Origin of the sequence: Streptomyces griseorubiginosus (assembly GCF_001514195.1) — a bacterium.
GTDB classification, from domain to species: Bacteria; Actinomycetota; Actinomycetes; order Streptomycetales; family Streptomycetaceae; genus Streptomyces; species Streptomyces griseorubiginosus.
On record NZ_KQ948745.1, the window covers coordinates 236,458 to 263,433 of the forward strand.

Annotated in this window: 26 protein-coding genes, 1 tRNA gene and 1 pseudogene; 15 read left to right on the top strand and 13 right to left on the bottom strand. The window is 70.6% G+C overall.

The genetic code is table 11. The features are described from left to right. The first annotated feature begins 17 nt into the window (after positions 1-17). Positions 18-989, top strand: a complete 972-nt coding sequence (locus tag AQJ54_RS37765; protein WP_062245469.1) for a helix-turn-helix transcriptional regulator — start codon at positions 18-20, stop codon at positions 987-989. Between the two features lie 147 nt (positions 990-1,136). On the opposite strand, the gene AQJ54_RS37770 is transcribed toward AQJ54_RS37765, so the two are convergent. Further along, a complete protein-coding gene (locus AQJ54_RS37770; RefSeq protein WP_062245471.1) occupies positions 1,137-1,583 on the bottom strand; it encodes an anthrone oxygenase family protein in 447 nt (148 codons plus the stop codon). A gap of 90 nt (positions 1,584-1,673) precedes the next feature. On the opposite strand from AQJ54_RS37770, the gene AQJ54_RS37775 reads away from it, so the two are divergent. Continuing rightward, a complete protein-coding gene (locus AQJ54_RS37775) occupies positions 1,674-2,252 on the top strand; it encodes a TetR/AcrR family transcriptional regulator (protein WP_062245474.1) in 579 nt (192 codons plus the stop codon). A 95-nt stretch (positions 2,253-2,347) separates the two neighbouring features. Here AQJ54_RS37775 and AQJ54_RS37780 read toward each other — a convergent pair whose 3' ends face one another. Then, positions 2,348-2,989, bottom strand: a complete 642-nt coding sequence (locus tag AQJ54_RS37780; protein WP_062245477.1) for a TetR/AcrR family transcriptional regulator — start codon at positions 2,987-2,989, stop codon at positions 2,348-2,350. Positions 2,990-3,328: 339 nt separating this feature from the next. After that, the gene (locus AQJ54_RS37785) at positions 3,329-4,327 is read right to left on the bottom strand and encodes a sigma-70 family RNA polymerase sigma factor (RefSeq protein WP_020137744.1); all 999 of its coding nucleotides are present in this window, start codon (positions 4,325-4,327) and stop codon (positions 3,329-3,331) included. Positions 4,328-4,520: 193 nt separating this feature from the next. On the opposite strand from AQJ54_RS37785, the gene AQJ54_RS37790 reads away from it, so the two are divergent. Next, positions 4,521-5,051 carry a GNAT family N-acetyltransferase gene (locus AQJ54_RS37790; RefSeq protein WP_062245601.1) on the top strand — a complete coding sequence of 177 codons (531 nt, stop codon included), beginning with the start codon at positions 4,521-4,523 and terminating at the stop codon, positions 5,049-5,051. A gap of 14 nt (positions 5,052-5,065) precedes the next feature. Here the strand turns inward: AQJ54_RS37790 and AQJ54_RS37795 are convergent, their stop codons facing one another. Further along, positions 5,066-5,857: a dioxygenase family protein gene (locus AQJ54_RS37795; protein WP_062245480.1), complete on the bottom strand. Its 792-nt coding sequence runs from the start codon at positions 5,855-5,857 to the stop codon at positions 5,066-5,068. 146 nt (positions 5,858-6,003) lie between these two features. Here AQJ54_RS37795 and AQJ54_RS37800 point away from each other — a divergent pair, with 146 nt between their 5' ends. Further along, the gene (locus AQJ54_RS37800; protein WP_062030175.1) at positions 6,004-6,513 is read left to right on the top strand and encodes a MarR family winged helix-turn-helix transcriptional regulator; all 510 of its coding nucleotides are present in this window, start codon (positions 6,004-6,006) and stop codon (positions 6,511-6,513) included. A gap of 94 nt (positions 6,514-6,607) precedes the next feature. Here AQJ54_RS37800 and AQJ54_RS37805 read toward each other — a convergent pair whose 3' ends face one another. Further along, a complete protein-coding gene (locus tag AQJ54_RS37805; RefSeq protein WP_062245483.1) occupies positions 6,608-8,146 on the bottom strand; it encodes an MFS transporter in 1,539 nt (512 codons plus the stop codon). An 86-nt stretch (positions 8,147-8,232) separates the two neighbouring features. Continuing rightward, positions 8,233-8,877 (bottom strand): TetR/AcrR family transcriptional regulator, encoded by a 645-nt coding sequence (locus AQJ54_RS37810; protein ID WP_062245487.1) that lies wholly within the window; start codon positions 8,875-8,877, stop codon positions 8,233-8,235. Between the two features lie 254 nt (positions 8,878-9,131). Between AQJ54_RS37810 and AQJ54_RS37815 the strand changes: the two genes are divergently transcribed. The 3 genes from AQJ54_RS37815 to AQJ54_RS37825 all read left to right on the top strand — a co-directional run bounded on the left by AQJ54_RS37815 (position 9,132) and on the right by AQJ54_RS37825 (position 12,224). Continuing rightward, a complete protein-coding gene (locus tag AQJ54_RS37815) occupies positions 9,132-10,412 on the top strand; it encodes a M6 family metalloprotease domain-containing protein (RefSeq protein WP_062245490.1) in 1,281 nt (426 codons plus the stop codon). 89 nt (positions 10,413-10,501) lie between these two features. After that, positions 10,502-12,088 carry an IclR family transcriptional regulator domain-containing protein gene (locus AQJ54_RS37820; protein ID WP_062245493.1) on the top strand — a complete coding sequence of 529 codons (1,587 nt, stop codon included), beginning with the start codon at positions 10,502-10,504 and terminating at the stop codon, positions 12,086-12,088. A 60-nt stretch (positions 12,089-12,148) separates the two neighbouring features. Then, a tRNA-Arg gene (locus AQJ54_RS37825) sits at positions 12,149-12,224 on the top strand. Positions 12,225-12,467: 243 nt separating this feature from the next. Here the strand turns inward: AQJ54_RS37825 and AQJ54_RS37830 are convergent. The 4 genes from AQJ54_RS37830 to helR all read right to left on the bottom strand — a co-directional run bounded on the left by AQJ54_RS37830 (position 12,468) and on the right by helR (position 17,277). Continuing rightward, positions 12,468-12,854 (bottom strand): TraR/DksA family transcriptional regulator, encoded by a 387-nt coding sequence (locus tag AQJ54_RS37830; protein WP_062030183.1) that lies wholly within the window; start codon positions 12,852-12,854, stop codon positions 12,468-12,470. A gap of 138 nt (positions 12,855-12,992) precedes the next feature. Next, positions 12,993-14,204, bottom strand: a complete 1,212-nt coding sequence (locus AQJ54_RS37835; protein ID WP_174856943.1) for a PP2C family protein-serine/threonine phosphatase — start codon at positions 14,202-14,204, stop codon at positions 12,993-12,995. Positions 14,205-14,298: 94 nt separating this feature from the next. Next, positions 14,299-15,060 carry an IclR family transcriptional regulator gene (locus AQJ54_RS37840; protein ID WP_062030184.1) on the bottom strand — a complete coding sequence of 254 codons (762 nt, stop codon included), beginning with the start codon at positions 15,058-15,060 and terminating at the stop codon, positions 14,299-14,301. Between the two features lie 63 nt (positions 15,061-15,123). Continuing rightward, positions 15,124-17,277, bottom strand: a complete 2,154-nt coding sequence (helR, locus tag AQJ54_RS37845; protein ID WP_062245496.1) for an RNA polymerase recycling motor ATPase HelR — start codon at positions 17,275-17,277, stop codon at positions 15,124-15,126. A 316-nt stretch (positions 17,278-17,593) separates the two neighbouring features. Between helR and AQJ54_RS37850 the strand changes: the two genes are divergently transcribed. The 6 genes and pseudogenes from AQJ54_RS37850 to AQJ54_RS47020 all read left to right on the top strand — a co-directional run. Next, the gene (locus AQJ54_RS37850) at positions 17,594-18,271 is read left to right on the top strand and encodes a glycoside hydrolase family 11 protein (RefSeq protein ID WP_062245498.1); all 678 of its coding nucleotides are present in this window, start codon (positions 17,594-17,596) and stop codon (positions 18,269-18,271) included. Further along, complete coding sequence (locus AQJ54_RS37855; RefSeq protein WP_062245501.1) at positions 18,271-18,948, top strand: polysaccharide deacetylase family protein; 678 nt, start codon at positions 18,271-18,273, stop codon at positions 18,946-18,948. The genes AQJ54_RS37850 and AQJ54_RS37855 overlap by 1 nt, the downstream gene beginning before the upstream one ends. A gap of 274 nt (positions 18,949-19,222) precedes the next feature. After that, complete coding sequence (locus AQJ54_RS37860; RefSeq protein WP_062245505.1) at positions 19,223-20,143, top strand: peptidoglycan recognition protein family protein; 921 nt, start codon at positions 19,223-19,225, stop codon at positions 20,141-20,143. A gap of 114 nt (positions 20,144-20,257) precedes the next feature. Further along, positions 20,258-21,670, top strand: a complete 1,413-nt coding sequence (locus tag AQJ54_RS37865) for a T6SS phospholipase effector Tle1-like catalytic domain-containing protein (RefSeq protein ID WP_062245508.1) — start codon at positions 20,258-20,260, stop codon at positions 21,668-21,670. A gap of 71 nt (positions 21,671-21,741) precedes the next feature. Then, positions 21,742-22,575: a helix-turn-helix domain-containing protein gene (locus tag AQJ54_RS37870; RefSeq protein ID WP_062245511.1), complete on the top strand. Its 834-nt coding sequence runs from the start codon at positions 21,742-21,744 to the stop codon at positions 22,573-22,575. Next, a pseudogene (locus AQJ54_RS47020) lies at positions 22,572-22,679 on the top strand (DUF397 domain-containing protein); the annotation flags it as partial. The gene AQJ54_RS37870 and the pseudogene AQJ54_RS47020, both read left to right, overlap by 4 nt. Here the strand turns inward: AQJ54_RS47020 and AQJ54_RS37875 are convergent. Beyond that, entirely contained in the window at positions 22,647-23,885 is a 1,239-nt protein-coding gene (locus tag AQJ54_RS37875; RefSeq protein WP_062245514.1) for an MFS transporter, read from the bottom strand. The pseudogene AQJ54_RS47020 and the gene AQJ54_RS37875 overlap by 33 nt on opposite strands. Positions 23,886-23,957: 72 nt before the next feature. On the opposite strand from AQJ54_RS37875, the gene AQJ54_RS37880 reads away from it, so the two are divergent. Both AQJ54_RS37880 and AQJ54_RS37885 read left to right on the top strand, forming a co-directional pair. Next, a complete protein-coding gene (locus AQJ54_RS37880) occupies positions 23,958-25,016 on the top strand; it encodes an ArsR/SmtB family transcription factor (RefSeq protein WP_062245517.1) in 1,059 nt (352 codons plus the stop codon). Positions 25,017-25,035: 19 nt separating this feature from the next. Next, positions 25,036-25,533 (top strand): glutathione peroxidase, encoded by a 498-nt coding sequence (locus AQJ54_RS37885; protein WP_062245520.1) that lies wholly within the window; start codon positions 25,036-25,038, stop codon positions 25,531-25,533. Between the two features lie 140 nt (positions 25,534-25,673). Here the strand turns inward: AQJ54_RS37885 and AQJ54_RS37890 are convergent, their stop codons facing one another. Both AQJ54_RS37890 and AQJ54_RS37895 read right to left on the bottom strand, forming a co-directional pair. Then, complete coding sequence (locus tag AQJ54_RS37890) at positions 25,674-25,865, bottom strand: DUF397 domain-containing protein (RefSeq protein WP_030317661.1); 192 nt, start codon at positions 25,863-25,865, stop codon at positions 25,674-25,676. Between the two features lie 190 nt (positions 25,866-26,055). After that, positions 26,056-26,925 carry a helix-turn-helix domain-containing protein gene (locus AQJ54_RS37895; protein WP_062245524.1) on the bottom strand — a complete coding sequence of 290 codons (870 nt, stop codon included), beginning with the start codon at positions 26,923-26,925 and terminating at the stop codon, positions 26,056-26,058. Positions 26,926-26,976 lie beyond the last annotated feature (51 nt).

Here is a 26,976-nt window from a genome sequence, read left to right on the forward strand (position 1 = left end):
ACGGCATCCTCGAACTCATGACGACGGACACCCCGGCACGGCTCCTGACGCTCCTCTCCCTCCTCCAGACGCCCCGCGAATGGCCCGGCGGCGAGCTCGCCGACCGGCTCCAGGTCTCCCGCCGCACGGTCCGGCGGGACATCGACCGGCTGCGTGAACTGGGCTATCCGGTCCAGGCGACGAAGGGCTCCGACGGCGGCTACCGGCTGGTGGCCGGCAAGGCGATGCCACCGCTGGTCCTCGACGACGAGGAGGCGGTGGCCATCGCGGTCGGTCTGCGGGCGGGGGCGGGGCACGCGGTCGCGGGGGTGGACGAGGCGTCGGTGCGAGCCCTGGCGAAGCTGGAGCAGGTGCTGCCCTCCCGGCTACGGCACCGGGTCTCCACCCTCCAGGCCGCGACGACCCCGCTGACCAGTGGGGACGGGGCGAGCATCCCGACCGGGACGCTGACCGTGATGGCGTCCACGGTGGCCGGTCACGAGCGGCTCCGGTTCGCCTACCGGGCGAAGGACGGGGCGGCCTCGCGCCGGGTGGTGGAGCCGTACCGGCTGGTCTCCACCGGGCGGCGCTGGTACCTGGTCGCCTATGACCTCGACCGCGGCGACTGGCGGACGTTCCGGGTGGACCGGGTGAGCGAGCCGTTCGCCACGGGCGCGCGGTTCGCTCCGCGGGATTTGCCGACGGGAAGTGCGGCGGAGTTCCTGCGGCAGTCGATGTACCGGCGCCAGGAGACGTACGAACTGGTCGTGACGTTCGAGGCGGACGTGTCCGTGGTGGCGGCCCGGGTGCCGGCGTGGATGGGGGTTCCGGAGTCCCTGGGCGAGGGCCGGTGCCGGCTGCGGGGATCTGTCGGGGACGCGGTGGACTGGATGGCGGTGCGGTTGGCGATGACGGGGGTGGAGTTCCGGGTGGAGGAGCCGCCGGAACTCGTTTCCGCCGTGCGGGAGTTGGGGGGACGGCTGGTGCGGGCTTCGGGGGATGCCGCCTGAGGGGGGCCGGGTTCGGTCTCCGGGCGGGTGCGGGTGGACGGGGGCTGGTCGCGCCCACGCGGCGGAGCCGCACATCGACGCAGCCCCGCGTCCCTGAGTGGGTGCAAGGGCCCTGCGCCGTAACCTGCCCCTTCTTGCCCTTGCGCGTCAGGCGCGAGCGACGACCAGCAGGCCGAACGCCGCGATGATCTCGGCGACCCGGACGTAGTGCCAGCGGTTCCAGCGGTTCAGTTGCTCCTTCCAGTCGGCGGGCCGGTTCTCCGGGGTCCACGTCTTGTTGCGGTTGTTGATCGGGACCAGCAGCAGGACCGACATGATCACGCTGATCAGCAGCAGCACGCCGGCGGTGACGACCAGTCCGGCGTGGTCGTGGTGCCGTCCCGCCACGGCCCAGACCGCGACGAGGCCGAGCGAGCCGAGGTACCAGACGGGCATCGCGGCGCCGAGCATCCGGCCCCCGTGGGCGTGCCCGAGCTGGGCGCTGTCCTCGGGCAGGGCGTTGAGGATCGGACCGAGGACGAACGCGACGGCGACCTCCACCCCCACCATCAGTCCGACGACCACGACGGTGATGACCTCGAGTGAGCTGAGCATGATGATCCTCCCGGGATCTAGCGTTGCTAGCCGATGAGTCAACGCTAGTACTACTGCCGCTCGATTGTCTAGCGGTGCTAGGATCGAGACATGTCGGTACAGGAACGCAAGGAACGCGAACGGGCCGAGCGCGAGCGCCTCATCGTGGCGACCGCCCGCGAGATCGCCGAGCAGCAGGGCTGGGACGCGGTCACCACACGCCGGCTCGCCGAGCGCATCGAATACAGCCAGCCCGTCCTCTACAGCCACTTCCGCGGCAAACGCGAGATCATCGGGGCCGTCGCGGTCCAGGGGGCGGCCGAGATCGCGGTGGCGGTGCGGGCGGCGACCGCCGGTGCGACCGGCCCGCGCGAGCGGGTCTCCGCCCTCGCCCGCGCCTACCTCGACTTCGCCGCGCGCAATCCGGCGGTCTACGACGCCCTGTTCCAGCTCGACGGGGGCCTGGCCTTCGCACAGGAGGACACCCCGGAGTCCCTGAAGGACGCCTTCGCCGCGCTGCTGGAGAGCTTGGGCGAGGTCGCCGGGGAGGGTGTCGACACGGGACTGTTCACCGAGCTGTTCTGGGCGTCCCTGCACGGCCTGGCCACCCTGACCCGAGCGGGCCGGCTGCCGCCGCAGGACATCGAACCGAGGGTGGAGCTGCTGGTGGACCGACTCGCCGTGCTGTGACAGGAGTCGGGGGTTGGGGGTTGGTGGTTGGGGGTCGGGAGGCCAACCCACCCGCCCCTCATGCTTCCCCGAACAAGCCCCTCACCGCCCCCAGATCATGCTTCCCCGAGAAAGCCCCCCACCGCCCCCAGATTCCGCACCGCCACTTCCACCAGCCTCTCCGCCGGCTCCTCCCCCGCCGCCCACGCCTCGACGGCCGTGCGGACCGCCGCGCTGCCCACCGCCGCGAGGAAGCGCACGTCCTCGCGGCCGGTCCGCTCCGTGAGGACCTCCGCGAGGCGTCGCTCCGAGGACCGGCACACCTCCGCCCACACCCGCCGCAGTCCCGCGTCACCGTCCGCGAGGCGGATCAGGGTGCGGACGAAGGCCCAGGAGGAGGTGGAGACCCCCTCCCCCGGTGTCAGGGTCCGCCGCGCGCCGTGGGTGAGGGCCTCGGCGACCGACAGTTCCGCCGGCGCGGACCGCACCGCCTGCGCCCACAGCCGTGCCCCCGCCGAGTAGAGCGGCTCGACCGCCTCCTCCTTCGTCGCGAAGTAGCGGTAGAAGGTCCGCGGCGCCACCCCCGCGGCCGCCGCGATGTCCTCCGCCCGGGTCCCGCGCGGCCCCTGCCGCACGAAGAGCTCTCCCGCGACCCGGGCGATCTCCATCCGGGTCGCCGCCTTGCGCCGCTCGGTCAGGGAGGAGGCCACCGGAAGGGCGGCCGGGACGTCGGACGACTCGCTGCTCACGGCCTGCACGCTATGCCGATGTGACAGAATCTGCCATCCGGTGGGTCACCCCGTGGTTCAGGTACGGGGTGACCCACCGCTCCGCCCACCGATCCGGCCTCGGGCAGAAAAAAGAGCCGGACCCCGGCGCCCGGGGGGAGGGGCGCCGAAGTCCGGCTCTGGGAGAGTCCCGGCGCCGGGGGGGGTGAGCGTCGGGACTTGGTTCAGGTGGGCCAGGAGGTGCGATCTCCCGGCCCGAACACCTGGACCCTGAAGTCTTTTGCCCAGGGTCCGGCGGGTTAAGCGGCCTACTACAGCCATGTTTACGCGGTCTTCCGCCACCCGGCGTACGCGGTTGGCATACCCCGCTCACGCAGCCGCGTCGAACCCGGTGCTGCGCGCCAGCTTCTTCAGCTCCAGCAGGGCGTGCTTCTCGATCTGCCGGATCCGCTCGCGGGTGAGGCCGTGCTCCTTGCCGACCTCGGTCAGGGTGCGCTCGCGGCCGTCCTCGATGCCGTACCGCATCTTGATGATGGAGGCCGTGCGCTGGTCCAGGCGGCCGATCAGGTCGTCCAGCTCCTCGCTGCGCAGCAGCGTCAGCACCGACTGCTCCGGGGACACCGCCGAGGTGTCCTCCAGGAGGTCACCGAACTGGGTGTCGCCGTCGTCGTCCACCGACATGTTCAGCGAGACCGGGTCACGGGCCCAGTCCAGGACGTCCGTCACGCGCTCGGCGTTGGAGCCGAGCTCGGCGGCGATCTCCGCGGGCTCCGGGTCGCGGCCGTGCTCGCGGTTGAACTCGCGCTGCACGCGGCGGATGCGGCCCAGCTCCTCCACGAGGTGGACGGGCAGCCGGATGGTGCGGGACTGGTCGGCTATGGAGCGGGTGATGGCCTGACGGATCCACCAGGTCGCGTACGTGGAGAACTTGAAGCCCTTGCGGTAGTCGAACTTCTCGACCGCGCGCACCAGGCCGGCGTTGCCCTCCTGGATCAGGTCGAGCAGGGGCAGTCCGCTGCGGGGGTAGCGGCGGGCCACGGCGACGACCAGGCGGAGGTTGGAGCGGATGAACACGTCCTTGGCGCGCTCCGCCTCCTCCACCAGGGCCTCCAGCTCCTCGCGGGTGGCGTCCGCCTTGGCCTCCTCGAACCCGTCGAGGACCTGTCGGGCGAACACACCCGCCTCGATGATCTGGGACAGCTCGACTTCCTTGGCGGCGTCGAGCAGCGGCGTACGCGCGATCTCGTCGAGGTACATGCCGACCAGGTCGCGGTCGGCGATCTCGCCGCCATGGACGCGAACACTGCGTGCCGCGTCGGTAGACCCGCCGGTGGCGGACTTACGACGGGCGACGGCACGGGTTGCCATGCGTGCTCCCTTGCGATGGTGGGGTCAGCGGGTGGTCCTTGGATGCTGGTTCCGAGTTGCGGTTGCTCTCGCGACTCTCCTCGGGTGCCCTGCATCCGATGGAAACAACGACTGGAAACCGGACAGAATTCCCACCGGCGTCTCTATTTTTCTGATCTTGCAGTATCCTGCCCGGCCACACGGAGGAGGCATGATGCCGTCGCAGCGTGCAGAGGTGCAGGTCAGGCCAGGAGTCGAAGGTGACCTCGGGGCGCTCACCGACCTCTACAACCACTACGTCCGTGAGACGCCCATCACATTCGACACCGCCGCCTTCACCCCGGAAGAGCGCCGCCCTTGGCTGCTCTCCCACCCTGAAGACGGGCCGTACCGCCTGATGGTTGCCACCGACACGCACTCGACAGGAACCTCACAGCGGCTCCTCGGCTACGCCACGTCGAGCCCGTTCCGTGCCAAGCCCGCGTACGCGACCTCCGTGGAGGTCACGATCTACCTCGCTCCGGACGCCGGCGGCCGCGGCATCGGCACGCTCCTCTACAAGGCCCTCTTCGAGGCCCTGGCGGGCGAGGACCTGCACCGCGCCTACGCCGGCATCGCCCAGCCCAACGAAGCGTCCACGCGGCTGCACGAACGCTTCGGGTTCCGGCACATCGGGACGTACGAGGAAGTGGGCCGCAAGTTCGGCCGCTACTGGGATGTCGCCTGGTACGAGAAGGACCTCTAGGCCCTGCGGGGAGCTCAGCCGAACTGTACGGACCGCTTGGCCATCCCCATCCAGAATCCGTCGATCACGGACTTCTGCGTGTCCAGCTCGCCGCTCACGTCGGCCGCGCCCATGGTGACGAACAGCGGCGCGAAGTGCTCGGTGCGGGGGTGGGCGTAGCGCCCGGCCGGGGCCTTGTGGAGGAAGTCGAGCAGGGAGTCCACGTCCCGCGCCTCCAGTGCCTGCCGGCCCCACTCGTCGAACTCCGAGGACCAGGTGGGCACTCCGGGCCCGGTGTGGCGCAGGGCGGCGAGGTTGTGGGTGAAGAAGCCGGAGCCGACGATCAGGACGCCCTCGTCGCGCAGCGGGGCGAGCTTGCGGCCGATCTCCATGAGCTTGACCGGGTCGAGGGTCGGCATGGAGATCTGGAGGACTGGAATGTCGGCTTCGGGGAACATCTCGACGAGCGGGACGTAGGCTCCGTGGTCCAGACCGCGGTCCGGGATGTCCTGCACGGGGACGCCGGGGGCGCGCAGCAACTTACGCACGGACTCGGCGAGTTCGGGCGCACTGGGGGCGTCGTAGGTCACCTTGTAGTAGTGCTCGGGGAAGCCCCAGAAGTCGTAGACGAGGGGGACCGGGGTGACCGCGCCGAGGGCGAGGGGGGCCTCCTCCCAGTGGGCGGAGACCATGAGGATCGCCTTGGGGCGGGGCAGTTCCGCGGACCAGGCGGCGAGCTCACCGGGCCAGATCGGGTCGTCGGCGAGCGGCGGCGCTCCGTGACTCAGATAGAGGGCGGGCATGCGCTCCAGCGTGTCGGCGGACATGGCGGGGACTCCTCCGGTACTTCCGATGCGTTCGGTGCGATGGACGGGTTCGATGCGATTGATGCTTCAAATTTAAAACGTCTTCTGACATGACTGTACGCCTCATTTGTTTAATATTCAAGGAGAGGGCTCGTAGAGTGGGACTCATGAACACGGCACCCGCCCCCGATGACAAGCCCCAGTGGCTCGACGACGAAGAGCAGCGCATCTGGCGCTCGTACGTGCACGCCACCACCCTTCTCGAGGATCACCTCGACCGCCAGCTCCAGCGGGACGCCGGCATGCCGCACATCTACTACGGGCTGCTCGTGGGACTCGCCGAGGCCCCGCAGCGGCGGCTGCGGATGACCGAGCTGGCCATGAGGGCGAAGATCACCCGCTCCCGGCTCTCGCACGCGATCGCCCGCCTGGAGCGCAACGGCTGGGTGCGCCGTGAGGACTGCACCGACGACAAGCGCGGCCAGTTCGCGGTGCTCACCGACCCGGGCCTGGAGATGCTCCGGGACGCCGCGCCGGGCCATGTGCGGGCCGTGCGAGGCGCCGTCTTCGACCGGCTCACCCCGGAACAGCAGAAGTCCCTCGGCGAGATCATGCAGATCGTCGCCGAGGGACTCCAGCCCAACGAAGCGGGTGCGGATCTGCCCTGGCTCCGCTGAGCCAGGGCAGGTCCTTGGTGGTCGTGCGTGCGGAGCGTCCCCATCTCCGTACGCACGACGGGCCCGAAGGGGTACGACCGGACGGTCGTGGTCGTCAGTGGGCGACGACCGGGACCGCCAGCTCCTCCTCCGCGCCCTCGCCGGAGGCCACCGGGGTGGTGTCCGGACGGCCGGCGTTGACCAGGGTCACCACGATCACCGCGGCGAGCGCCAGCATGCCGACGGCGAACCAGATCGCGTTGGTGTAGCCGTGCACCTGGCCCTCCAGCGCCACCAGCTGCTGCTGGGACTTGGAGGCCGCGGAACCCATGTGGTCCTTGATGTACGCGGTCGTCGCCGAGGCGGCGATCGTGTTCAGCAGGGCGGTACCGATCGCGCCGCCCACCTGCTGCGAGGTGTTGACCATCGCGGAGGCGACACCGGCGTCACGCGGCTCGACGCCCAGGGTGGCCAGGGACATGGCCGGCATGAACGCCGTACCCATGCCGAGGCCGAGCAGCAGCATCGCGGGCAGGATGATCGAGGCGTACGACGAGCCGATCTCCAGCTGGGTCATCAGCAGCATGCCGACCGCGGCGACCAGGAAGCCGGGGCCCATCAGCAGGCGGGCCGGCAGCCGGGTCATCAGACGGGTGCCGATCTGGGTCGAGCCGACCATCATGCCGACGATCATCGGCATGAAGGCGAAGCCGGTCTTGATCGGCGAGAAGCCCTTCACGATCTGGAGGTAGTAGGTGAGGAACAGGAAGGTGCCGAACATCGCGATGATCGCGATGCCGAGCGAGAGGTAGATGCCACCGCGGTTGCGGTCGGTGATCACGCGCAGCGGCAGCAGCGGGGCCTTGACCTTGGCCTCGGTGACGACGAAGGCGATCAGCAGGACGGCCGACGCGACGAACATCGAGACGGTCACGGTGTCGCCCCAGCCGTCGGACTCGGCGCGGGTGAAGCCGTAGACCAGCGCGACCAGGCCCAGGGTGGACAGCAGGACGCCGGGGATGTCGAGCGGGTTGCGGTTGCGGCCGCCCTCCGGCTCACGGATGACGAAGTACGCGCCGAGCGCGGCGACGATCGCGAACGGGATGTTCACGAAGAAGGTCCAGCGCCAGTCCATGTACTCGGTCAGCACACCGCCGAGGATGAAGCCCACGGCACCGCCACCACCGGCGATGGCACCGTAGATACCGAAGGCCTTGGCGCGCTCCTTGGCGTCCGTGAACATCACGGCGAGCAGGGAGAGCGCGGCGGGCGCGAGCAGCGCGCCGAAGACGCCCTGGAGGGCGCGGGCGCCGAACATCATGGCGCCGGAGGTGGCGGCACCGCCGAGCGCGGAGGCCGCGGCGAAGCCGACCAGGCCGACGACGAAGGCGCGCTTGCGGCCCCACAGGTCCGCTATGCGGCCGCCGAAGAGCAGGAGCCCGCCGAAGGCGAGGGCGTAGGCCGTGACGACCCACTGCCGGTTGCCGTCGGAGATGCCGAGGTCGGTCTGGGCGGAGGGCAGGGCGATGTTCACGATGGTCGCGTCGAGCACGACCATCAGCTGGGCGAGCGCGATGAAGACGAGCGCTTTCCAGCGGTTGGCGTCACCGGTCGGTGCCGGTGCGTCGGGAGCCTTTGCGGCTGTTTCAGACATGGGGGTACCCACTTCGGGACTTCGGTGCGGAAAAAGGGAACGAAAAGCTGCTGTTGGAGACTGCTGCGCTGCTCGGAACTAATCGGTCAGGACTGGCGGAGGCCCTCCATCGTCACGGCCGTGCCCGGGAGCTCGGACCGGGCCGGGGCCCGCAGTCCGTCCAGGAACAGCTGAAGAGTGCGGTGCACGAACCCGTCGAGCGTGAGGCAGGCGGTACCGGCCGGGGGCCGGGACAACTGGGCCACGGCGACCATCAGGTCACCGACGCCCACGTCCGCACGGAGCTGACCGGCCGCCCTGGCCCGGTCCATGAGCTGCTCGACGAGCTGCTCGATCCGTTCACGGGACGCTTCCAGGTCGGGGTGGTGCTGGTCGAAGGCGCCCTGGACCATCGGGCACAGAGCGGAGATCCGCTCGTCCGCGGAGGCGTGCACGAAACGCTCCAGCGCGCCGAAGGCGTCCCCCGTCTCGGCGAGCGACTGCTCCGCCGCCTCGGACGTGCGGTCCAGGACGGAGCAGACGACCTCGCGGACGAGGGCGTCACGGTCGGGGAAGTTGCGGTACAGCGTGGCATTGCCGACGCCGGCCCGGCGGGCGATGTCGTCGAGCGGCACATCCGGGCCGAACTCGGTGAACATCTCCCGGGCGGCGCTGACGATCCGCTCGCGGTTGCGCAGGGCGTCGGCGCGGGGCCGGGTCACCTTGCGCGGTGCGGTCGTCGTGGCGGTCACGGTGTACTCCCCTCAGGTCTGGTTTCCGCGATCCGGGGACAGGGTCCCCGTTTCGCTCGGACACAGGTCTAAACGGGGAGACGCTCCCCGGTTATTTCGGGTTGAGGAGAAAACATGTTGTGACCTGAGTCACACCGTTTCCGGTACCCACGTTCGGTCTCCTCCAGCGCGCGCCCACCCCTGCCCCGGCAGAGGGTGATCGAAAAGGTGCAGCCTTCCGACCAGCGGCTGCCGCGCTCCGAAGGGTGCCCCGCATGCCGTGGACCAGCCGTCGCATACGCCCGCGCCGGGTCGCCGCCCTCGTGTCCGTGACGGCACTGACCCTCGCGGTCAGCACCTCCGCCGGCAGCGGGCCGCTCACCGCGAAGGCCCCCACCGCGGCCGGTCCCGTCGCCCTGGCCCGCTCCGACTCCCACGGCGCCTGCCTGATCAACGGCGGCCCGACCGTCCAGATGTCCGAGGGCCTGCCCACCCCCAACGGCTACTCCCGCTCCACCGGCACGGTCCGCGCGCTGACCCTGATGGTCGACTTCTCCGACGCACCCGGCTCCGGCCCCGCGCTGAGCCGCTTCCGGGAGTTCTTCCCGCAGACCCAGGAGTGGTTCCGCACCAGCTCCTACGGCCGTCTCGACTACCGCCCCGAGACCCCGATCCCCGACTGGCTGCGCATGCCGAGGTCCTTCCGGTCCTACGGCATAGAGCGCGGCGCCCCCTTCGACCCCGGCTACCGGCGGCTGGTCCAGGACATCGTGGCCGCCGCCGACCCCAGGGTGGACTTCCGGGCGTACGACTTCCTGAACGTCCTGGTGACCCCGAACGCGGGCCCGTCCGCCCTCGACACGGTCCTGTCGGTGACCTTCGCCGGCAACACCGACGCCCCGGTCGCCGACGGGGTGCCCGTCGCCAACGCCTCCTTCGTGTACTCCCGCCAGGACGACGGCTCCGGCTCCTACCCGCAGACCGGCTACCGGGTGCTGCCGCACGAGAACGGCCATGTCTTCGGGCTGCCCGACCTGTACACCCAGGCGGGCGGGGGCGCGGTCGGCCACTGGGACATCATGAGCGAGGACTGGGGGGCCGACAACGACCTGCTCGGCTGGCACAAGTGGAAGCTGGGCTGGCTGGACGCGGCTCAGGTCGACTGTGTCACCGAGCGCGGCACCACGCAGTACACGCTGACCCCGCTGGCCCGGCCGGGCCTCGGCACGAAGCTCCTCTTCGTCCCCCTCAGCCGCCGCACCGGTTACGCCGTCGAACTGCGCACCCACGAGGGCAACGACGAGTCGGTGTGCCGGCCGGGCGTGCTGGTCTACCGCGTCGACGCGAACGTGGACACCGGGCGCGGCCCGGTCCGGGTCTACGACTCCCACCCCGACAGTGGCGGCTGCACCCGCAGCCCCAACGTCCACGCGGAACTGTCGGACGCCCCGTTCACCACCGGCGAGGAGTTCCGGGATCCGCGCAGGGGGGTCCGGGTGCGGGTGGAGGGGGTGGACGAGGAGGGGAACGTCCGGGTCGGGGTCACCCGGGGGTAGGGAGGGGATGGGCAGGGGGTGGGGTGCGGCTGGGGTGCGGCTGGGGCGGACTACCGTAGGCGTGCCCCGATCGCCGTACCGGAGAACCGATGCCCGCTGAGACGCCCCCTTCACCGGAGGCACCGGAGTCCGCCGTACCGGCCGAGGCGGTCGCACCGCTGATCAGGGGGGTCAGGGTGCTGCGGGAGCTGACCGAGGCGGGCGGGACGCTGAGCCTGAGCGGGCTGGAGCGGGCGACGGGCCTGGCGCGTTCCACGGTCGACCGGATCACGTCGACGCTGGCCCGCATGGGATACGTCCGCCTCGACGGCCGGGACGCGGTGGCGACCCCCCGGCTCATGGAACTCGGCAACGCCTATCTCGCCGCCCTGCGGCTGCCCGACCTGCTCTCCGCACGGGCCGACGCCCTCGCCGACGCGCTGGACGAGTCGGTGTCCCTTGCGGTCGCCGACCGGGACGGCATCCGCTTCATCCACCAGGCCACCCGCCGCCGCGCGATGTCCCTCAGCTTCCGCATCGGCGACCTGCTCCCCGCCGAACGCACCGCGCCGGGGCCCCTGTTCGCCGCCGAGTGGACCGACGCCGAGTGGCGGGCCTGGCGGGAGCGCCGGGCGACGGACCCGGAGAACCGGCACTTCACGGCCGTACCCCCGCGGGAACTGCCCTTCCCGGACGCGGAGTTCGAGCAGCGGGCGGAAGCGGCGGGGCGCGACGGCTGGGCGCTGGACGACCAGTTGATCGAACCGGGCCTGGTGGCGGTCTCCGTACCGGTACGGGACCCGCGCACGGGCCGGATCGCCTGCGTGGCGAACGTCGTCAGCCACACCAGCCGGCACACGGCGACCGACCTGCGCGACACGCTGCTGCCGCGGCTGCGGGCGACGGTGGCCGAGATGGAGCACGAGCTGGCGACCGCGCCCGGCCCGGACCCCGGGCCGCCCCCCTCCGACCTGGCCTCCTGGATCGGCGCGTCCAAGCACGAACTGGGCCGGGAGTTCATCGAGTCCCTCGCGCGCGGCCTGACGGTCCTGACCGCCTTCGGCGAAGGCAGGGCCGCATTGACCCTGACGGACGTGGCACGGGCGACCGGCCTGGCCCGGGCGACCGCCCGACGGGCCCTGATCACCTACGAACACCTGGGCCTGGTCCGCCAGCACCCGGAGTCCCGCACCTTCACCCTCACCCCGCGGGTCCTGTCCCTGGGCTTCCCGCCCCTGTCCCGTACGACCCTCCCCCGCATCGCGGCCCCGCACCTGGCGGACCTCTCGGCCCGGGTCCGGGAGTCGACGGCGCTGGCGATCCTGGTCTCCCGGGGACCGGACGCGGAGATCCAGTACACGGCACGGGCAGTATCCCCGCGAATCATGGGCGTGGACATCCGGGTCGGCACCCGGCTGCCGGCCGCGGCGACCTCGCTGGGCCGGGTGCTGCTGGCGGAGAACCAATCCCACGCCCTGCTGGACGAGGAGTGGGAGGACGGTCTGCGCACGCTCGCCGTCCCGCTGCACGACCGCAGGGGCCGGGCGATCGCCGCCGTGGGCGTGGCCCTGCACGCGGCGGGCCGCACGGCGACGGAGTGCGTCGACGAACTCCTCCCCGAACTGCGCCGGACGGCGTCCCGCATCGAGGACGAACTGCGGGCGGCGGGGCGGTTCACCCGGGTACCGCTGCTGTGACGCACCGGAACCGGGAAGAACACCGACGCCTCGATCGGCTACCCTGTCTGACGTTGGCTCGCCTTCGTAGCTCAGGGGATAGAGCACGGCTCTCCTAAAGCCGGTGTCGCAGGTTCGAATCCTGCCGGGGGCACCAGTGCAAGGCCCCGGACCGATCTCGGTCCGGGGCCTTTTGACATCCAGTTGCTTCGGCCCGGACTCGTCCAGGCAGGTCCACCAGGGCCGGACGGCTCGACCTGTCAGGCCGAGGGAGTCGCTCAGGGCTGCGCCTACCGTCGCGCGGAGAGCAGATTGCCATCGCGGAGGTACGACGATGGCCGGCACCGAGTCCTGACCCCTGAGGCGCGCCCGCCGTCGGCAGCCGTCACGCGGGGTGCCTTCAGCGGGCTACGGACGCGCAGCGCACGCAGGTTTTCGCCGCCGGGCGAACTTCGAGGCGTTCCGTGGGGATCGGCTCACCGCATTGCTCGCAGCGTCCGTAGTCGCCTCTCTCCAACCGTTCCAGGGCGCGGTCGAGATCGTTCAGATGCTCGCGCGTCTGGGACAGCAGGGCGGCGACGTGCGCCCGCTCGAAGGCCGTACTCGCGCCCTCCGGATCGTGCTCGTCGTCAATGGCCACCAGTGCGTTCGCCTCGACGATCCCTTCGAACTCGCGGCTGAGGGCGGATATCTGCTGCAGCGTGCCGACACGGTCGGCCGCGAGCAACGCCCGCATCGACTCACCCTGGGGTGCGGCGAAACCGGCATTGGCGCTTTGATCGCTCATATCGGAAGAAACCTCACTGTCTTGCGCCGAATTCCCGGGTATCACGAGGATCTGGTCGGCCTGGAGGTGGTGTCGCCGGGCTCGGAGACCACCGGCCCAGGCGGGACGGAGATGTCTTCACCGGCGTCACCGGCGTCCTCAAAACAGTGGCGCCGTTCCCGGTACCGATCCACCTGGGGCAGGTGTGACCAGGTCCTCGTTCAGGTGAGGTGCGGCCGGTTTGCGGAGCAGGAGCAGTGCCGCGTCGTCGTGCAGCCGGCCACCCACATACGCCAGTAGTTCTTCGTGAAGCGCGGTGAGAGTGCCGGCCGGCTCGTCGGACACGTGGCGGGCCAGCCCTTCGGCGAGCGGGTAGAACTCACGGACCTGGTTGCGGGCCTCGGTGACCCCGTCGGTGTAGAGCAGCAGTTGGTCCCCGTCGGCGAAGGGCAGCACCTGGAGGCTCGGGATCTCGTCCGTGAGGGTACGCAGCCCGAGGGGCGGGGCCGGACGGTCGGGCTCCACCGTCACGACGGTGCCGGATTCACGCACCAGCAGCGGGGGCGCATGCCCGCAGTTGACCACTTCCAGCTGGCCTGCCCGCGGGTACCCGACGACCACGGCGGTGACGAAGTCGTCGGCACCGAGGTTGCGCGCCAGGCTCCGCTCGATCCTGCCGACGACGGCGAAGAGATCGGGCTCGTCGTACGCGGCCTCCCGGAAGACACCGAGGACGAGTGCGGCGGTGCCCACGGCCGGCAGTCCCTTGCCGCGCACATCACCGACGATCAGCCGAACGCCGTACGGGGTGGGCACCAGTGCGTAGAAGTCCCCGCCGATACGGGCCTCCGCCGCCGCGGCGCTGTAGCGGACGGCCACCTGGAACGGACCGACGGTCGCCGGTACGGGCTTGAGGAGCGCATGCTGGGCGGCCTCCGCGACCGAGCGGACGGCCGCGAGCACCCGTTCGCGACGAGCGCGCAGCGCGCTGGCGAGGCCGCTCGCCAGGGTGACGGCCACCAGGGCCGACAGTACGGCCGTCAGCTCATGTCCCGGCACGTGGTCCCGGGTCCCCAGCGCCGCGCCCAGCACCGCGGCGAGAAGGCCGACGAGGAGAACTCCGCGCGGCCCACCCGTGGTCGCGGCCAGCGCGGGGCCGACCGCGAGCAGCGGCAGCCAGATCGTTCCTGCTCCGCACAGGACGGCGACCAGTACGACGACGGAGACGATCAGCACGGGCAGTGCGGGTGCGTAGGCGGCCAGCTGTGCGGCGACACCTTTGCGGGCCGCCGACCCGGGACGACCGGGCACTCGGTTCCTGAACGGCCGTATCGGCCAGTGGTCGCCGCCATGGTCTCGAGCCTGACTCATGCTGGGTCCGTAGTCCTCACTTTGTGCGGGGCCGCATAAATATGCCTTTCATCCAGAAAAGAGGTACAGCCCGAACGTCACAAGGAGGGGATTTTCAGATAGTGAGCGAGAGACCCCTGGTCACGCGATTCGCGGTCGGGATCAGCCGCGCCAGGATCTCCTCTAGTCGGGGGAGCCGGTCCGCCCGCAGCGAGACACCGAGCGAGCCGAGCGTGTCCCCGCTGTAGACGGGCACGGCGACGCAGACCGTGCCGAGGGCGTACTCCTCCAGGTCCGTGACGGCCGGAGCCACGGGTGAGGAGTCGAGTCGTCGGAGCAGTTCCGTGCGACTGGTGATGGTCCGCGGTGTGAGGTCGGCGAGAGAGTGCCGGGAGAGGTAGTCCTTGCGGGAGGCGTCGTCCAGTTCCCGCAGCACCGACTTGCCCAGTGCGGTGGCGTGCCCCGCGTCCTCGAATCCCACCCAGAGATCGACACGGGGCGCCTGGGGGCCATCGACGATCTCGGCGACTCGAATCTCCCCCTCCTCGTAGAAAGTGAGGTAGGCCGCGGTCGCGAGCTCGTCCCGCAGCGCGGCGAGCGTGGGACGGACGCGGCTGAGCAGCACCTGTCCGCGGCCGTTGGTGTGCAGCATCTGCACCTTGTCGCCCAGGACGTACCCACCGTCGTCCAGCTTCCGTACGTATCCGTCGTGGACCAGCGTCCGCAGCAGGTGATACGCGGTGGCCAGGGGGAGTCCCGTCTCACGTGCCAGCTGCTTCGCCGGCGCGCCGTTCTCGTGCGTGGTCACCGCTTCCAGCAGCCGCAGGGCCCGCTGCACGGACGTGATGAGCGTAGGGCCACCTTCCTGAGCACCCATACGACCAGCGTGCGCCGAGCACACGCGGTGAGCAAGGCACGAGTCCCGCCCGCGTCGGCGCCGTCAGCGGCTCGTCAGGATCACCAGCCGCTGTGTCGCCCTCGTCATCGCCACATACCGGTCCACCGCCCCCTCGACGCCCTCTCCGAAGTTCTGTGGGTCGACCAGGATCACCAGGTCGAACTCGAGGCCCTTCGCGAGGGTGGGGGTCAGGGAGCGGACCCGGGGGGTGGCCTTGAAGGCCGGGTCGCCGATGACGCAGGCCACGCCCTCGGGGTGGGTGCCGAGCCAGGTGTCCAGCAGGGCGGGCAGTTCCGTCACCGAGCCGTACGCGACCGGGGTGCCGGTGCTGCGGATCGACGTGGGGACGTTGGCGTCGGGGAGGGCGGCGCGGATGACCGGCTCGGCCTCCTTCATGATCTCTTCCGGGGTGCGGTAGTTGATGCTCAGGGAGGCCATCTCGACGCGGTCGAGGCCGACCCGCGCGAGCCTGTCCTGCCAGGACTCCGTGAAGCCGTGCCGGGCCTGGGCGCGGTCGCCGACGATCGTGAAGCTGCGGGACGGGCAGCGCAGCAGCAGCATCTGCCACTCCGCGTCGGTCAGTTCCTGCGCCTCGTCCACGACGACATGGGCGAAGGGGCCGGCCAGCAGGTCGGGGTCGGTCACCTGCAAGGCGCTCTCGTCGACCAGGGCGTGGTGGAAGTCCTCGCCGCTGAGCATCGTCACCAGGCCCATGCCGTACTCGTCGTCGGCGACCGCGCTCAGGTTCTCCACGACGGTGGCCATGCGCTCGCGTTCCGCGGCGGCGGTGGCCTCGTTGCGGCGCTTGCGCAGCGAGGCCTTCGGGTCGCCGAGGCGCTGGCGGGCCGCGTCCAGGAGGGGCAGGTCGGACACCGTCCAGGCCTGGCCGTCCGCGCGCTGGAGTGTCCGTACCTCGTCGCGGTCCAGCCAGGGGGCGCACAGCCGCAGGTAGGCCGGGACCGTCCACAGGTCCGAGACCAGGTCGGCCGCCTCCAGCAGGGGCCACGCCCGGTTGAACGCGGTGAGCAGCTCCCTGTTCTGGCGCAGGGACCTGCGCAGCAGTGCCTCCGGGGCGTCGCCCTCGTGCTTGTCGACCAGGATGGTGAGCAGTTCGTTCCAGACCTGGTCGCGGGCGTCGTTGTGCGGGGCGCCCTCGGCCGCGTCGAAGGCCTCGGCCCAGTCGGCGGCGGTCAGCCGGATGTCGGACCAGTGGGTGGTGACGGTCATGCCCTCGGTCGGCGGCTCCTCGTAGAAGCGGACGGCCCTCTCGATGCCCTTCACCAGGTCGGCGGAGGACTTCAGGCGGGCCACCTCCGGGTCGGTCTCGACGCCGGCCGCAGCCCCCTCGGCCACGAAGTCCCGCAGGACGCAGGTCTGGACGCCCTCCTCGCCCAGGCTGGGCAGCACGTCCGAGACGTAGGCCAGGTAGGGCCGGTGCGGGCCGACGAACAGCACGCCGCCGCGCCGGTGGCCGAGGCGCGGGTCGGAGTGCAGGAGGTAGGCGGAGCGGTGCAGGGCGACGACGGTCTTGCCGGTGCCGGGGCCGCCGTCGACCACGAGCGCGCCGCGGGAGCCCGCGCGGATGATGGCGTCCTGGTCGGCCTGGATGGTGCCGAGGACGTCCCGCATCCGCTCCGAGCGGTCGCTGCCGAGGCTGGCGATGAAGGCGGACTGGTCGTCGAGCGAGGCGTGGTGTCCGGCGAAGTCGGCGGCGGCGAACACCTCGTCCCAGTAGTCGCCGATACGGCCGTCGTTCCAGCGGTACCTGCGGCGGCTCGCCAGGCCCATCGGGTTGGCGTGGGTGGCCCCGAAGAACGGCTCGGCGGCCGGGGAACGCCAGTCGACGAGCAGCCTGCGGCCGTCGCTGTCGGTGAGGCCGAGGCGGCCGACGTACACGGGCTCGGAGTCGTCCGCGGTGACCATGTGGCCGAGGCACAGGTCCAGGCCGAAGCGGCGCAGGGTGCGCAGCCGGGCGCTGAGCCGGTGGATCTCCGTGTCCCGGTCCATCGCCTCCTGGCCGATGCCGCCGGGCGCCCTGAGGGTGGCGGCGAGGGTGGCGGACAGTTCGGCGATCGTCTGCTCCAGGCATGCCGCGATGGCCGCGAAGTGGCGCTCGTCGGCGGCGATCAGGGCCGGGTCGGCCTTGGCGGCAAGGCGCTCGGGGAGGTCGAACACGCTGGTGGGCAGGGAATTCAAGTCGGCAGCTCCGATGTGGGATCCAAGGTCGGTAAGTGTGCGCCACCCCGGGGGCCTTGCCGCAAGCCCCCACGTGCGCTATAGGTTGAACATGGCAGAGAGGTTCACCTCCCTGCCTTTTTCTTTTGCCTCGGGCCGCACTCTGCTGTCCGGAAGGCCTTCGAAACATTCGAAAGATTCGAAGACATCAGATCGATCATTCAAACCGGCTGGTCCCGACCGTGATCAAATATTGCCAGCTCAAAGGCAGCCGAATCATTCGAAACATCTGCCGAAACTGTTGACGCTTGACAGGGGCAGACCAAAACTGTGGAGCATGAACCCCACACCCGCACACCCCACGTCCCCCACCCGTCGCACCTTCTGCGGCCTCCTCCTCGCCACCGGTGCCACCCTCGCGCTGCCCGGTACCGCCGAGGCCGCCACGGTCATCACCACCAACCAGACCGGGACCAACAACGGGTACTACTACTCGTTCTGGACGGACGCCCAGGGCACGGTCTCGATGACCCTCAACTCCGGCGGCAACTACAGCACTTCCTGGCGCAACACCGGCAACTTCGTGGCCGGCAAGGGCTGGAGCAACGGCTCGCGCAGGACCGTGAACTACTCCGGCAGCTTCAACCCGTCCGGCAACGCCTACCTGGCCCTCTACGGCTGGACCTCGAACCCGCTCGTGGAGTACTACATCGTCGACAACTGGGGCACCTACCGGCCCACCGGCGCGTACAAGGGCACGGTCAGCAGCGACGGCGGAACGTACGACATCTACCAGACCACCCGCTACAACGCCCCGTCCGTGGAGGGCAACAAGACCTTCAACCAGTACTGGAGCGTGCGGCAGTCGAAGCGCACCGGCGGCTCCATCACCACCGGCAACCACTTCGACGCCTGGGGCCGGGCCGGCATGCCCATGGGCAGCTTCAAGTACTACATGATCCTCGCCACGGAGGGTTACCAGAGCAGCGGCAGCTCCAACATCACGGTGGCCTGATGAGGGCCCGGGCGCACCTCCCGTTACTGGCCGCCGCCGCACTGGCCGCCGCCGGCACGCTCGCCGTCCCCGCCTCCGCGGCTCCCCCACAGGCCGCCGCCTGCTCCGGATACGTCGGGCTCACCTTCGACGACGGGCCGGGCAGCAGCACCACCACCCTGCTCAACTCGCTCAGGCAGTACGGCCTCAGGGCCACCATGTTCAACACGGGCCAGAACGCCGCCGCCAACCCGGCGCTCGTCAGGGCCCAGGTCAGCGCCGGGATGTGGGTCGGCAACCACAGCTACACGCACCCGCATCTGACCCAGCAGAGCCAGGCCGCCGTCGACTCGGAGATCTCCCGCACCCAGCAGGCGATCGCCAACGCCGGGGGCGGTACGCCGAAGCTGTTCCGGCCGCCGTACGGCGAGACCAACGCGACGGTCAGGGCCGTGGAGGCCAAGTACGGTCTGACCGAGGTCATCTGGCAGGTCGACTCGCAGGACTGGAACAACGCCAGTACCGACGCGATCGTCGCAGCGGTCGGGCGGCTCACCAACGGGCAGGTCATCCTCATGCACGACTGGCCCGCCAACACCCGCGCGGCGATCCCGCGCATCGCCCAGACGCTGGCCGCCAAGGGGCTGTGCTCCGGCATGATCTCGCCCCAGACCGGCCGCGCGGTGGCGCCGGGCTGACCCACGGCCCCGGCCCTCCCGGCACGACACGGCACGGCACAGCACGGCACGGCGCGGCGGTCGTATCCGCTTCCCCCTTGGACCGCCGCGCCGCACGGGGACTCCCAACCGCCCCGGCACGACTCCCTTCGGCTGTCAATGTCGCGATTTCGCCACAGTGGCAGGACATCGGCGCCATCATGAGCCGCATGCGAGACGATCGCACTTCACCAACTCGCACCCGCCGCAGCCTGCTTGACGTGTCGTCATACGCCTCACGGAGGGAACCGCAGCCATGGCCACTCCCCTGTCCGCCGCGAAGATGCTCGCCGCGCTGAAGGCCGAAGGCCTCACCGTGCACGAGCACGCCGGCTGGAAGACCCACAACCGCGACGACGAGTCCGGGAAGTCGTTCGGGCCCGTCATCGGGGTGCTGATCCACCACACCGGCGGGCACAACGACAAGGAGCTCTGCTACCAGGGCAGATCCGATCTGCCCGGACCGCTGTGCCACGCCTGGCTCGGCAGGACCGCGGGACTGTGGATGATCGGCAACGGCCGTACCAACCACGCCGGTTACGCCGACATCGATGTCCTGAACGCGCTCCGCGAGGAGAAGCCGCTCCCCCACGACGACTCCGCGAAGGCCGACGGCAACGACTGTCTGTACGGCCTGGAGATCGAGAACCTCGGCAACGGCAAGGACGCCTACCCCAAGGCGCAGTACCGGCAGGCCGTGCTGTGGGCGGCGGCGATCTGCCGGGCGCACGGCTGGAGCGAGAGGTCCGTCGCCGGGCACAAGGAGTGCCAGCCGGGCAAGATCGACCCGAGCTTCGACATGGACGACTTCCGGGCCGACGTGAAGAAGCAGCTGGCGGCCGGCGCCGGGAAGCCGCAGCCGACGAAGCCCGCCCCGGGCAAGCCCCGCGTGGACCTGTCCCGGCTGGTGACGGCCGCGAGGACCGACCCCGGGGCCAAGCAGGGCCACATCAGCTACATGGCCGGCACCAACCTCACCGAGGCCGCCCTCGTCGAACTCGGCTACCTCTCCAAGTCCTACGCCGGGGACGGCTCCTTCGGCTCCACGACCGTCGCCGCCTACGCCAAGTGGCAGAAGCACCTGGGCTACACGGGCGCCGACGCCAACGGCATCCCCGGCAAGATCTCGCTGTCCCGGCTGGGCGAGAAGACGGGGCTGTTCACGGTCGTGGCCTGAGCGGTACCGGGTCGGTTCGAGTTGCGGGCCGGCCCGGTCCCTGCGGTACTGGCTGTATCTCCCGAACCGTCGCGGACTCCTGTCCACAGGGGCTGCGGGGAGAGGAGGCACGGCATGGCCAGACATCTGGTGGTCTGCTGCGACGGGACCTGGAATCGCGCCGACCAGTCGTACAAGACCAATGTGGCCAAGGTGGCCTTGGCGGTACGGCAACACACCGCCGACGGCACGGAACAGCGGGTGTACTACCACAGCGGGGTCGGCGCCCAGCGGCCCGAACGGCTGAGGGGCGGGGCCTTCGGTTGGGGCCTGTCGAAGAACGTGCTCGACGCCTACCACTTCCTCGTCCAGACCTACGAACCCGGCGACCGCCTCTACCTGTTCGGCTTCAGCCGGGGCGCGTTCACCGCGCGCAGCCTGGCCGGGCTCGTGCGCAACTGCGGCATCCTGCGCCGGGAGCAGGCCGACCGGACCGCCGAGGCGTGGGCGCTGTACCGCAGCCGCACCAAGCAGCCCACCAGCGTGGCGGCCACCCTCTTCCGCCAGGCCTACGCCCACGAGACGGAGATCCGCTTCATCGGCGTCTGGGACACGGTCGGTTCCCTCGGCATCCCGGTCCCGGCCCCCTGGTTCCTGCGCCCGCTGGTGGACCGCTTCAACAAGCGCTGGGCCTTCCACGACACCACCCTCAGCAGCTGGGTCAACGGCGCCTTCCACGCGCTGGCCGTGGACGAACAGCGCTCCGCGTTTCCCCCGACGCTCTGGCACCAGCAGAAGAGCGCCGCCGAGCAGGGCCAGGAGCTGCGGCAGGTCTGGTTCGCCGGGGTGCACACCGATGTCGGAGGCGGCGAGAAGGATTCGAGTCTGTCCGACCTCCCGCTGCTGTGGATGGTCAGGCATGCCTCCCGGTACGACCTGGAGTTCGACCCGGTGGTCCTCAGCGAGAAGACGCCGGAGGAGCTGAAGTCGCCCACCGCCTATGACGTACGACCGTGTGCGCTGGGCGATCGGCACTACTCGCGCGTGAAGTTCTACAAGGTGTTCCGGGTCGTGAACCGGCCCATAGGGCAGGCGGTGGAACCGCCGGAGCTGAAGGAGCCGGGGGCGCCCGACGTCGATGTCCTCGACGGGTGCGAGGCCTTGTCCGACTCCGTCGTCCAGCGGTACGGGACCACCGACAAGCCCTCCAAGCGCGAGTACCGCCCTCCGAAGCTCGACGAGTACTTCAGGATCTACGGGGACGGCCGGTGCATCGAGCACGCACCGCTCCGGGTGGACGACCCCGGCCCGTACCGTGTCCCCATGACGACCGAGGAACCCTGCCCCGTCTGCGACAGGCCGTTGACGTACGGCGGCATGCTCCTGGTCCACCGCGAGGACGACGACACACGCGCCTGCCGCACGCTGTGGAGCTGCGCCGGGCGGCACCACTGGTGGCGGTGGGCCGACCGCCCAGGAAAGCCCCTGGAGCCGTGCCCTTACCCGACGCTGTTCCGGCACGTGCCCCAGGGCGTGGTCCAGGACTGAGGAACCCGTACAGATTTCCTGTACGGGTGACAACGGGTGAACGTACGCCCCGAAATGGGGAGTTCACCGGCATGAGCAACAAGAGCCTCAGTACGCGGCGCCGGAAGAACGCGACCGCCGTGAAGATGGTCGGGTCCCTCGTCGGCACCTTCCGGCGGGCGGCCGGTCTCACCCAGCGGGCCCTCGCCGACGAGGTCGCCGTGGACGAGGAGACCATCGCCTCCGTCGAGCAGGGCCGGCGCACGCTGAAACCGGACCTCGCGGCCCAGCTCGACGAACTCCTCGACACAAAGGGGGCGTTGTCGGTCGCGCTGGAGAACATGCCGGAGATCGACCTGTTCCCGCGCTGGGCGGAGGAGTACATCGATCTGGAACGGGAGGCGCTGGCCCTGTCCTGGTACGACAACCAGGTCCTGCCGGGCCTCCTCCAGACTCCGGCGTACGCGCGGGCGGTGTTCCTGAACGACGTGCCCGCGCTGACGGAGGACGAGATCGAGCAGCGGGTGGCGGCGAGGATGGAGCGTCAGGAGGTCCTCCGGCGCGCGGAGCCGCCGACCGTCAGCTTCGTCGTCTCCGAGGTGACCGTGATGGACCGCCTCGGCGGCGACGCGGTCCACGCGGAGCAGCTGCGCCGCCTGCGGGAGTGGGCGGATCTGCCGGCTGTGACCCTCCAGATCATGCCGGTGGGCCGCGACTTCCACGCCGGGCTCGTGGGGCCCTTCACCGTCATCGAGACCGTCGACCACCAGCGCATCGTCTATACCGAAGCCCCCCGCCGGGGCTGGTTGATCGCCCACCCCGACGAGGTGTCCTTTCTGGAGCGGAGGTATGCGATGCTGCGGACGCAGGCTCTCAACGCTCACGAGACCAAGGGCCTGTTGGACCGTTTGCTAGGAGACGCATGAGCACCCCGCTTCAGTGGTTCAAGTCCAGCTACAGCAGTGACCAGGGCGGTCAGTGTCTTGAGGTCGCCGCCTCACCCCGCACCGTCCACATCCGTGACTCCAAGGACGTCCACGGCCCCACGCTCGCCGTCACGCCCCGCACCTGGACGTCGTTCCTCGCGCTTGCCCAGCGCTGAGAGCGTCAGGGTCACCGCGATCGACGCGGTCGCCATGAGCGTCATCGCCGTGGCCGGGGACGTCAGTTGAGCCAGGGTGCCGGCCAGGACCGCGCCGATGCCCTGGAGGGCCACCATGCCCGTGGTGTGCAACCCGAAGGCCTGACCGGCGAGTTCGTCGGGCGTGAGGGACATCAGGCGTTCCTGGAGGACCAACGAGGCGGCGAAGCCCAGCGCGGCCACGGTGACCGCCAGGACCGACAGCGCGAGACCGGGCCGTAGGAGGAAGAACAGGTACGGCACCGCCAGGAGCAGGCGCAGCGGGGTCGCGAGGCGGGGCCGCAGCGTGGGTGGCACCAGGCGGCCGACCGCCAGGTCACCGAGGAACATGCCCAGCGCCCCGAACGCGTACATCGTGCCCGCGTCCGAGGGGGCGTAGGAGACGTAGAGCGACTCGCCGCCCACGACCAGGCCGTTGGGGACCCACAGGCCGAGGAACACCAGGCGGCGGGGGCGCGAGGACCACAGCAGGGCGTTGGTGGTCCAGGTCGCGGAGAGGGACGGGCGGCCGGTGGCGCGGGGTGGGCGGGCCGTCAGGCCGAGGCGGGTGACGGCGGCGGACAGCAGGTAGCAGGCCGCGGTGAGGAGCAGACAGGCACGCGGGGACAGGAGGGCGAGGAGGGCGCCGCCCGTCGCGAAGCCGGTGATCTGGATCAGGCCCCAGAGCATGTTGAAGACCGAACGCCCCAGGACGTAACCGCCCTTGGGGAGGATCTCGTTCATCAGGCCGCCGCGCACTCCCCCGCCCAGGGAGGCGACGAGCCCCTGCGCGAGCAGGACGACGAAGACCGCCCGGATCGGCAGGCCGGGCAGCGCCAGTACGGCCGTACCCGCCGCGAAGGCGAGGGGGATGACGGTCAGGATCGCGCGCGGCGGCAGCCGGTCGGCGCCCGAGAGCAGGAAGGCGGCGCCCAGCAACTGGGCGAGCTGCGGCCCGAACATGCTCACCGCGGACAGTAACGGGGAGCCGGTGGCCCGGTAGACGAGCGTGCCGAGGGCCAGGCCGCCGATGGTCTGGGCCGCCGCGTAGGCGGCGAAGGAGAGCAGGAAGGGGGCGTACTCCGGGGTGCGGAAGAGCTCGCGGTAGCTGCGCATGGGCAGGAGTGTCGTCGGGGGTCGGCGGGTGACGGTTAGTCTTTCGCGCGTCCGCGAAACGACGGGGGGTCCATGGGCTGGTGGCAGGTCGACGGGGACACCCTGGTCCGCAGCCGGTTCGTGGTCTGCCCGTTCACCGAGACCTTCGCGGCCCTGCGGCTGCTGCACACCGGCACCGGCGCGCACCCGGGCGAGGAGGCCTGGCTCGGCGCCCATCTGCCCGCCTACCGGGCCCGGCTCGCGGCCGACCCGGTGACCGCGCTGCTGGTGCGCTCGGCGATGGGCACGTCCTGGATCGCCGACTTCCTGGCGCCCCTGCCGCGCGAGGGGACGCCCCTGGAGGACACCCTGGCCCGCATCCGGGCGACCGACCCCGCCGCGGCCCGCGCCGACGTGCGGGTCTCGCTGCGCGGCCCGCTCCCGGCCGCCCTGGAGCGCGACGACCTCCCCCAGCGGGCGGCGGCCCTCCTCGCCCACGTCTGGGCGGCGACCGTACGGCCGTACTGGCACCGTCGGCGGCGGATCCTGGAGGCGGACGTGGTCGCCCGGACCGCGCAGGTGAGCCGGGGCGGCTGGGCGGCGGTGATCGACTCGCTGCTCCCGGGGCAGACCCGCTGGCTCGGCGACAACCGGCTCCAGGTGAACCGGCACGAGCGGCCGCCCCGCGACATCCGGGGCGCCGAACTCGTCTTCGTGCCGGTCACGGTGGGGCGCGGCTGGGCGACGTGGGAGGAGCCGGGGCGGTACGCCCTGGTCTACGGCTGCACGGGCGCCCTCGCCGACCCGGGGGCCCGGAGCGTGCCCGCGAGTCTCGGCACGCTGCTCGGCGCCGGGCGGGCCCGGGTGCTGGTGCTCCTGGACTCCCCGCTCAGCACCAGCCAGCTCGTCGCGGTGACCGGGCAGGCGCTGGGGTCGGTGGGGCGGCATCTGCGGGTGCTGCTGGACGCGGGCCTTGTGGAGCGGCGGCGGTCGGGGCGGTCGGTGCTGTACGCGCGGACGGCGGCGGGGGAGGTGCTGGTGACGGCGTCCGGGGCCGGGACGGGTGAGCGGGAGCCCGGGGGCGGTACCGGTGAGCGGGAGCCGGGGGCCGGTACCGGTGAGCGGGAGGAGCCGGGGCCGGGGATTCACTGAGCGGAGTTAGCATCCGCTCATGACTACTTCTTCCTCCCCCCTGGACGTCGAGATCGGTGCTCTCACGGGTGGTGCGGCCGACCTCGGCCAGTACGCCGGCAAGGCCGTCCTCGTCGTGAACGTGGCGTCCAAGTGCGGGCTGACCCCGCAGTACAACGGGCTCGAGAAGCTCCAGGAGCGGTACGCGGAGCGGGGCTTCACCGTGCTCGGCGTGCCGTGCAACCAGTTCCTCGGGCAGGAGCCCGGCAGCGCCGAGGAGATCGCGGAGTTCTGCTCGGCGACGTACGGCGTGACCTTCCCGCTGACCGAGAAGGTCGAGGTGAACGGGGAGGGGCGGCACGCGCTGTACGAGCGGCTGGTGGACTTCGCCGACGCGGAGGGTCACACCGGGGACATCCGCTGGAACTTCGAGAAGTTCCTGATCGGGCGGGACGGGGCGGTCGTGGCCCGCTTCTCCCCGCAGACCGAGCCGGAGTCGGACGAGGTCGTGGCTGCGGTGGAGCGTGCGCTGGCGTAGTAGGCCGGCTGCGGGTGCGTCGTAGCTGGTCGCGCAGTTCCCCGCGGCCGAAGCGCCGCAGGCCCCCTCGGCTAGGACGGCGATCTGGTCGAGAGGGCTCTGTGGTGGTGCTTGTGGAGTTGTAGAGGGGTGGCGTGGTGTCACGCCTTGACCGAGGTCACGAAGGCACTCCACGCCTCGGCGGGGAAGGCCAGCTTGGGGCCCTCGGGGATCTTGGTGTCGCCGAGTTCGAGTGCTTCCTCCTCGGTCGACCTCACCATCAGGCACGCCCCGTTGGCGTTGGTGTAGGTGGAGGTCGTCCACGTGTCCAGGGTGCCCAGACGAATTGCCATATCCGCTCCGTAGCAAGATGCGCAGTGTTCGGATTCCGCCAACCTTTACTGATCGTTGGCGTGATCGACGCTACTCGCCGACTTGCTCTTTCGGAGCAGCCGTTCACTCTTCTGGTGGCATATTCCAGAGGAGTCTTCCAGCGGAGCCTGCCCGGGGTGTACTATTCGGCCCGCCCTGTCGGGAAGCGGCTCAACGGGCGTACTCCCGGGCGTAATCCTTCGCGAGATCCTCGATCAGCTGACGCGACTGGTCGACGTTGAGCGCCTGGGCCCTCAAGTGCTCGTACATCACGGTGTACTTCTGCACGTCGTGCGCCTTCTCCAGGTACAGGTCGCTGGTGACACCCTCGATGTAGACCACGCTGGAGTCGGCCGCGTCCGAGAACTCCAGGATCGAGTACTGGCCGCTCAGCCCCGGGTGGGCGCCCACGTCGAACGGCAGCACCTGGACGGTGATGTGGGGGTGCTGGGACATCTCCACCAGGTACTCCAGCTGCTCCCGCATGATCTGCCGGCTGCCCACGACCCGGCGCAGACACGCCTCGTCCAGGACGACCCACAGCCGCAGCGGATCGCGCTCCGCGGAGACCCGGCTCTGCCGCCGCAGCCGCACCTCCACCCGCTTGTCGTTCTCGGTCTCCGTCGCCTCCGGCGCGCCGCCGCGCACGATGGCCTCGGCGTACGGCCGGGTCTGCAACAGGCCGGTGATGATCTGGGGTTCGTACACCCGCAGCGACTCCGCGTCGGTCTCCAGGCCGATGTAGACGCTGCACGGGATGTCCCCGAACGCGTGCCACCAGCCCTGCTGGCGCGAGTCCTTGGCCATCTGCATCAGGGAGTCGACGATCCGCTGGTCCTCGACCTCGTACACCCCGCACAGGTCGCGGACGTCACGCTGGCTGATGCTGCGCCTGCCGTTCTCGAGGCGGCTGATCTTCGACTGCGACACCAGCAACCGCTCGGCCACCTCCTCGGCCGTCATGCCCTTGAGCTCACGGAGCCTGCGGAGCTCCTGGCCCAGCCGGCGCCGCCTGACGGTGGGATTGACATTGGACGCCACGGGACGTGCACCTCCGGCTGCGGGCCTCGTTCTTGACTTTGCGTATCTGCT

What these genes read in the sequence shown, in the direction of transcription:
- AQJ54_RS37785 (WP_020137744.1), bottom strand. Translation starts at nt 4,327, where the DNA reads ATGGCAACCCGTGCCGTCGCCCGTCGTAAGTCCGCCACCGGCGGGTCT.
- AQJ54_RS37865 (WP_062245508.1), top strand. Translation starts at nt 20,258, where the DNA reads ATGGCCAGACATCTGGTGGTCTGCTGCGACGGGACCTGGAATCGCGCC.
- AQJ54_RS37770 (WP_062245471.1), bottom strand. Translation starts at nt 1,583, where the DNA reads ATGCTCAGCTCACTCGAGGTCATCACCGTCGTGGTCGTCGGACTGATG.
- AQJ54_RS37795 (WP_062245480.1), bottom strand. Translation starts at nt 5,857, where the DNA reads ATGTCCGCCGACACGCTGGAGCGCATGCCCGCCCTCTATCTGAGTCAC.
- AQJ54_RS37875 (WP_062245514.1), bottom strand. Translation starts at nt 23,885, where the DNA reads ATGCGCAGCTACCGCGAGCTCTTCCGCACCCCGGAGTACGCCCCCTTC.
- AQJ54_RS37840 (WP_062030184.1), bottom strand. Translation starts at nt 15,060, where the DNA reads ATGGGTGCTCAGGAAGGTGGCCCTACGCTCATCACGTCCGTGCAGCGG.
- AQJ54_RS37805 (WP_062245483.1), bottom strand. Translation starts at nt 8,146, where the DNA reads ATGTCTGAAACAGCCGCAAAGGCTCCCGACGCACCGGCACCGACCGGT.
- AQJ54_RS37880 (WP_062245517.1), top strand. Translation starts at nt 23,958, where the DNA reads ATGGGCTGGTGGCAGGTCGACGGGGACACCCTGGTCCGCAGCCGGTTC.
- AQJ54_RS37830 (WP_062030183.1), bottom strand. Translation starts at nt 12,854, where the DNA reads ATGAGCGATCAAAGCGCCAATGCCGGTTTCGCCGCACCCCAGGGTGAG.
- AQJ54_RS37890 (WP_030317661.1), bottom strand. Translation starts at nt 25,865, where the DNA reads ATGGCAATTCGTCTGGGCACCCTGGACACGTGGACGACCTCCACCTAC.
- AQJ54_RS37835 (WP_174856943.1), bottom strand. Translation starts at nt 14,204, where the DNA reads ATGAGTCAGGCTCGAGACCATGGCGGCGACCACTGGCCGATACGGCCG.
- AQJ54_RS37800 (WP_062030175.1), top strand. Translation starts at nt 6,004, where the DNA reads ATGAACACGGCACCCGCCCCCGATGACAAGCCCCAGTGGCTCGACGAC.
- AQJ54_RS37850 (WP_062245498.1), top strand. Translation starts at nt 17,594, where the DNA reads ATGAACCCCACACCCGCACACCCCACGTCCCCCACCCGTCGCACCTTC.
- AQJ54_RS37820 (WP_062245493.1), top strand. Translation starts at nt 10,502, where the DNA reads ATGCCCGCTGAGACGCCCCCTTCACCGGAGGCACCGGAGTCCGCCGTA.
- AQJ54_RS37775 (WP_062245474.1), top strand. Translation starts at nt 1,674, where the DNA reads ATGTCGGTACAGGAACGCAAGGAACGCGAACGGGCCGAGCGCGAGCGC.
- AQJ54_RS37860 (WP_062245505.1), top strand. Translation starts at nt 19,223, where the DNA reads ATGGCCACTCCCCTGTCCGCCGCGAAGATGCTCGCCGCGCTGAAGGCC.
- AQJ54_RS37765 (WP_062245469.1), top strand. Translation starts at nt 18, where the DNA reads ATGACGACGGACACCCCGGCACGGCTCCTGACGCTCCTCTCCCTCCTC.
- AQJ54_RS37855 (WP_062245501.1), top strand. Translation starts at nt 18,271, where the DNA reads ATGAGGGCCCGGGCGCACCTCCCGTTACTGGCCGCCGCCGCACTGGCC.
- AQJ54_RS37885 (WP_062245520.1), top strand. Translation starts at nt 25,036, where the DNA reads ATGACTACTTCTTCCTCCCCCCTGGACGTCGAGATCGGTGCTCTCACG.
- AQJ54_RS37870 (WP_062245511.1), top strand. Translation starts at nt 21,742, where the DNA reads ATGAGCAACAAGAGCCTCAGTACGCGGCGCCGGAAGAACGCGACCGCC.
- AQJ54_RS37815 (WP_062245490.1), top strand. Translation starts at nt 9,132, where the DNA reads ATGCCGTGGACCAGCCGTCGCATACGCCCGCGCCGGGTCGCCGCCCTC.
- AQJ54_RS37790 (WP_062245601.1), top strand. Translation starts at nt 4,521, where the DNA reads ATGCCGTCGCAGCGTGCAGAGGTGCAGGTCAGGCCAGGAGTCGAAGGT.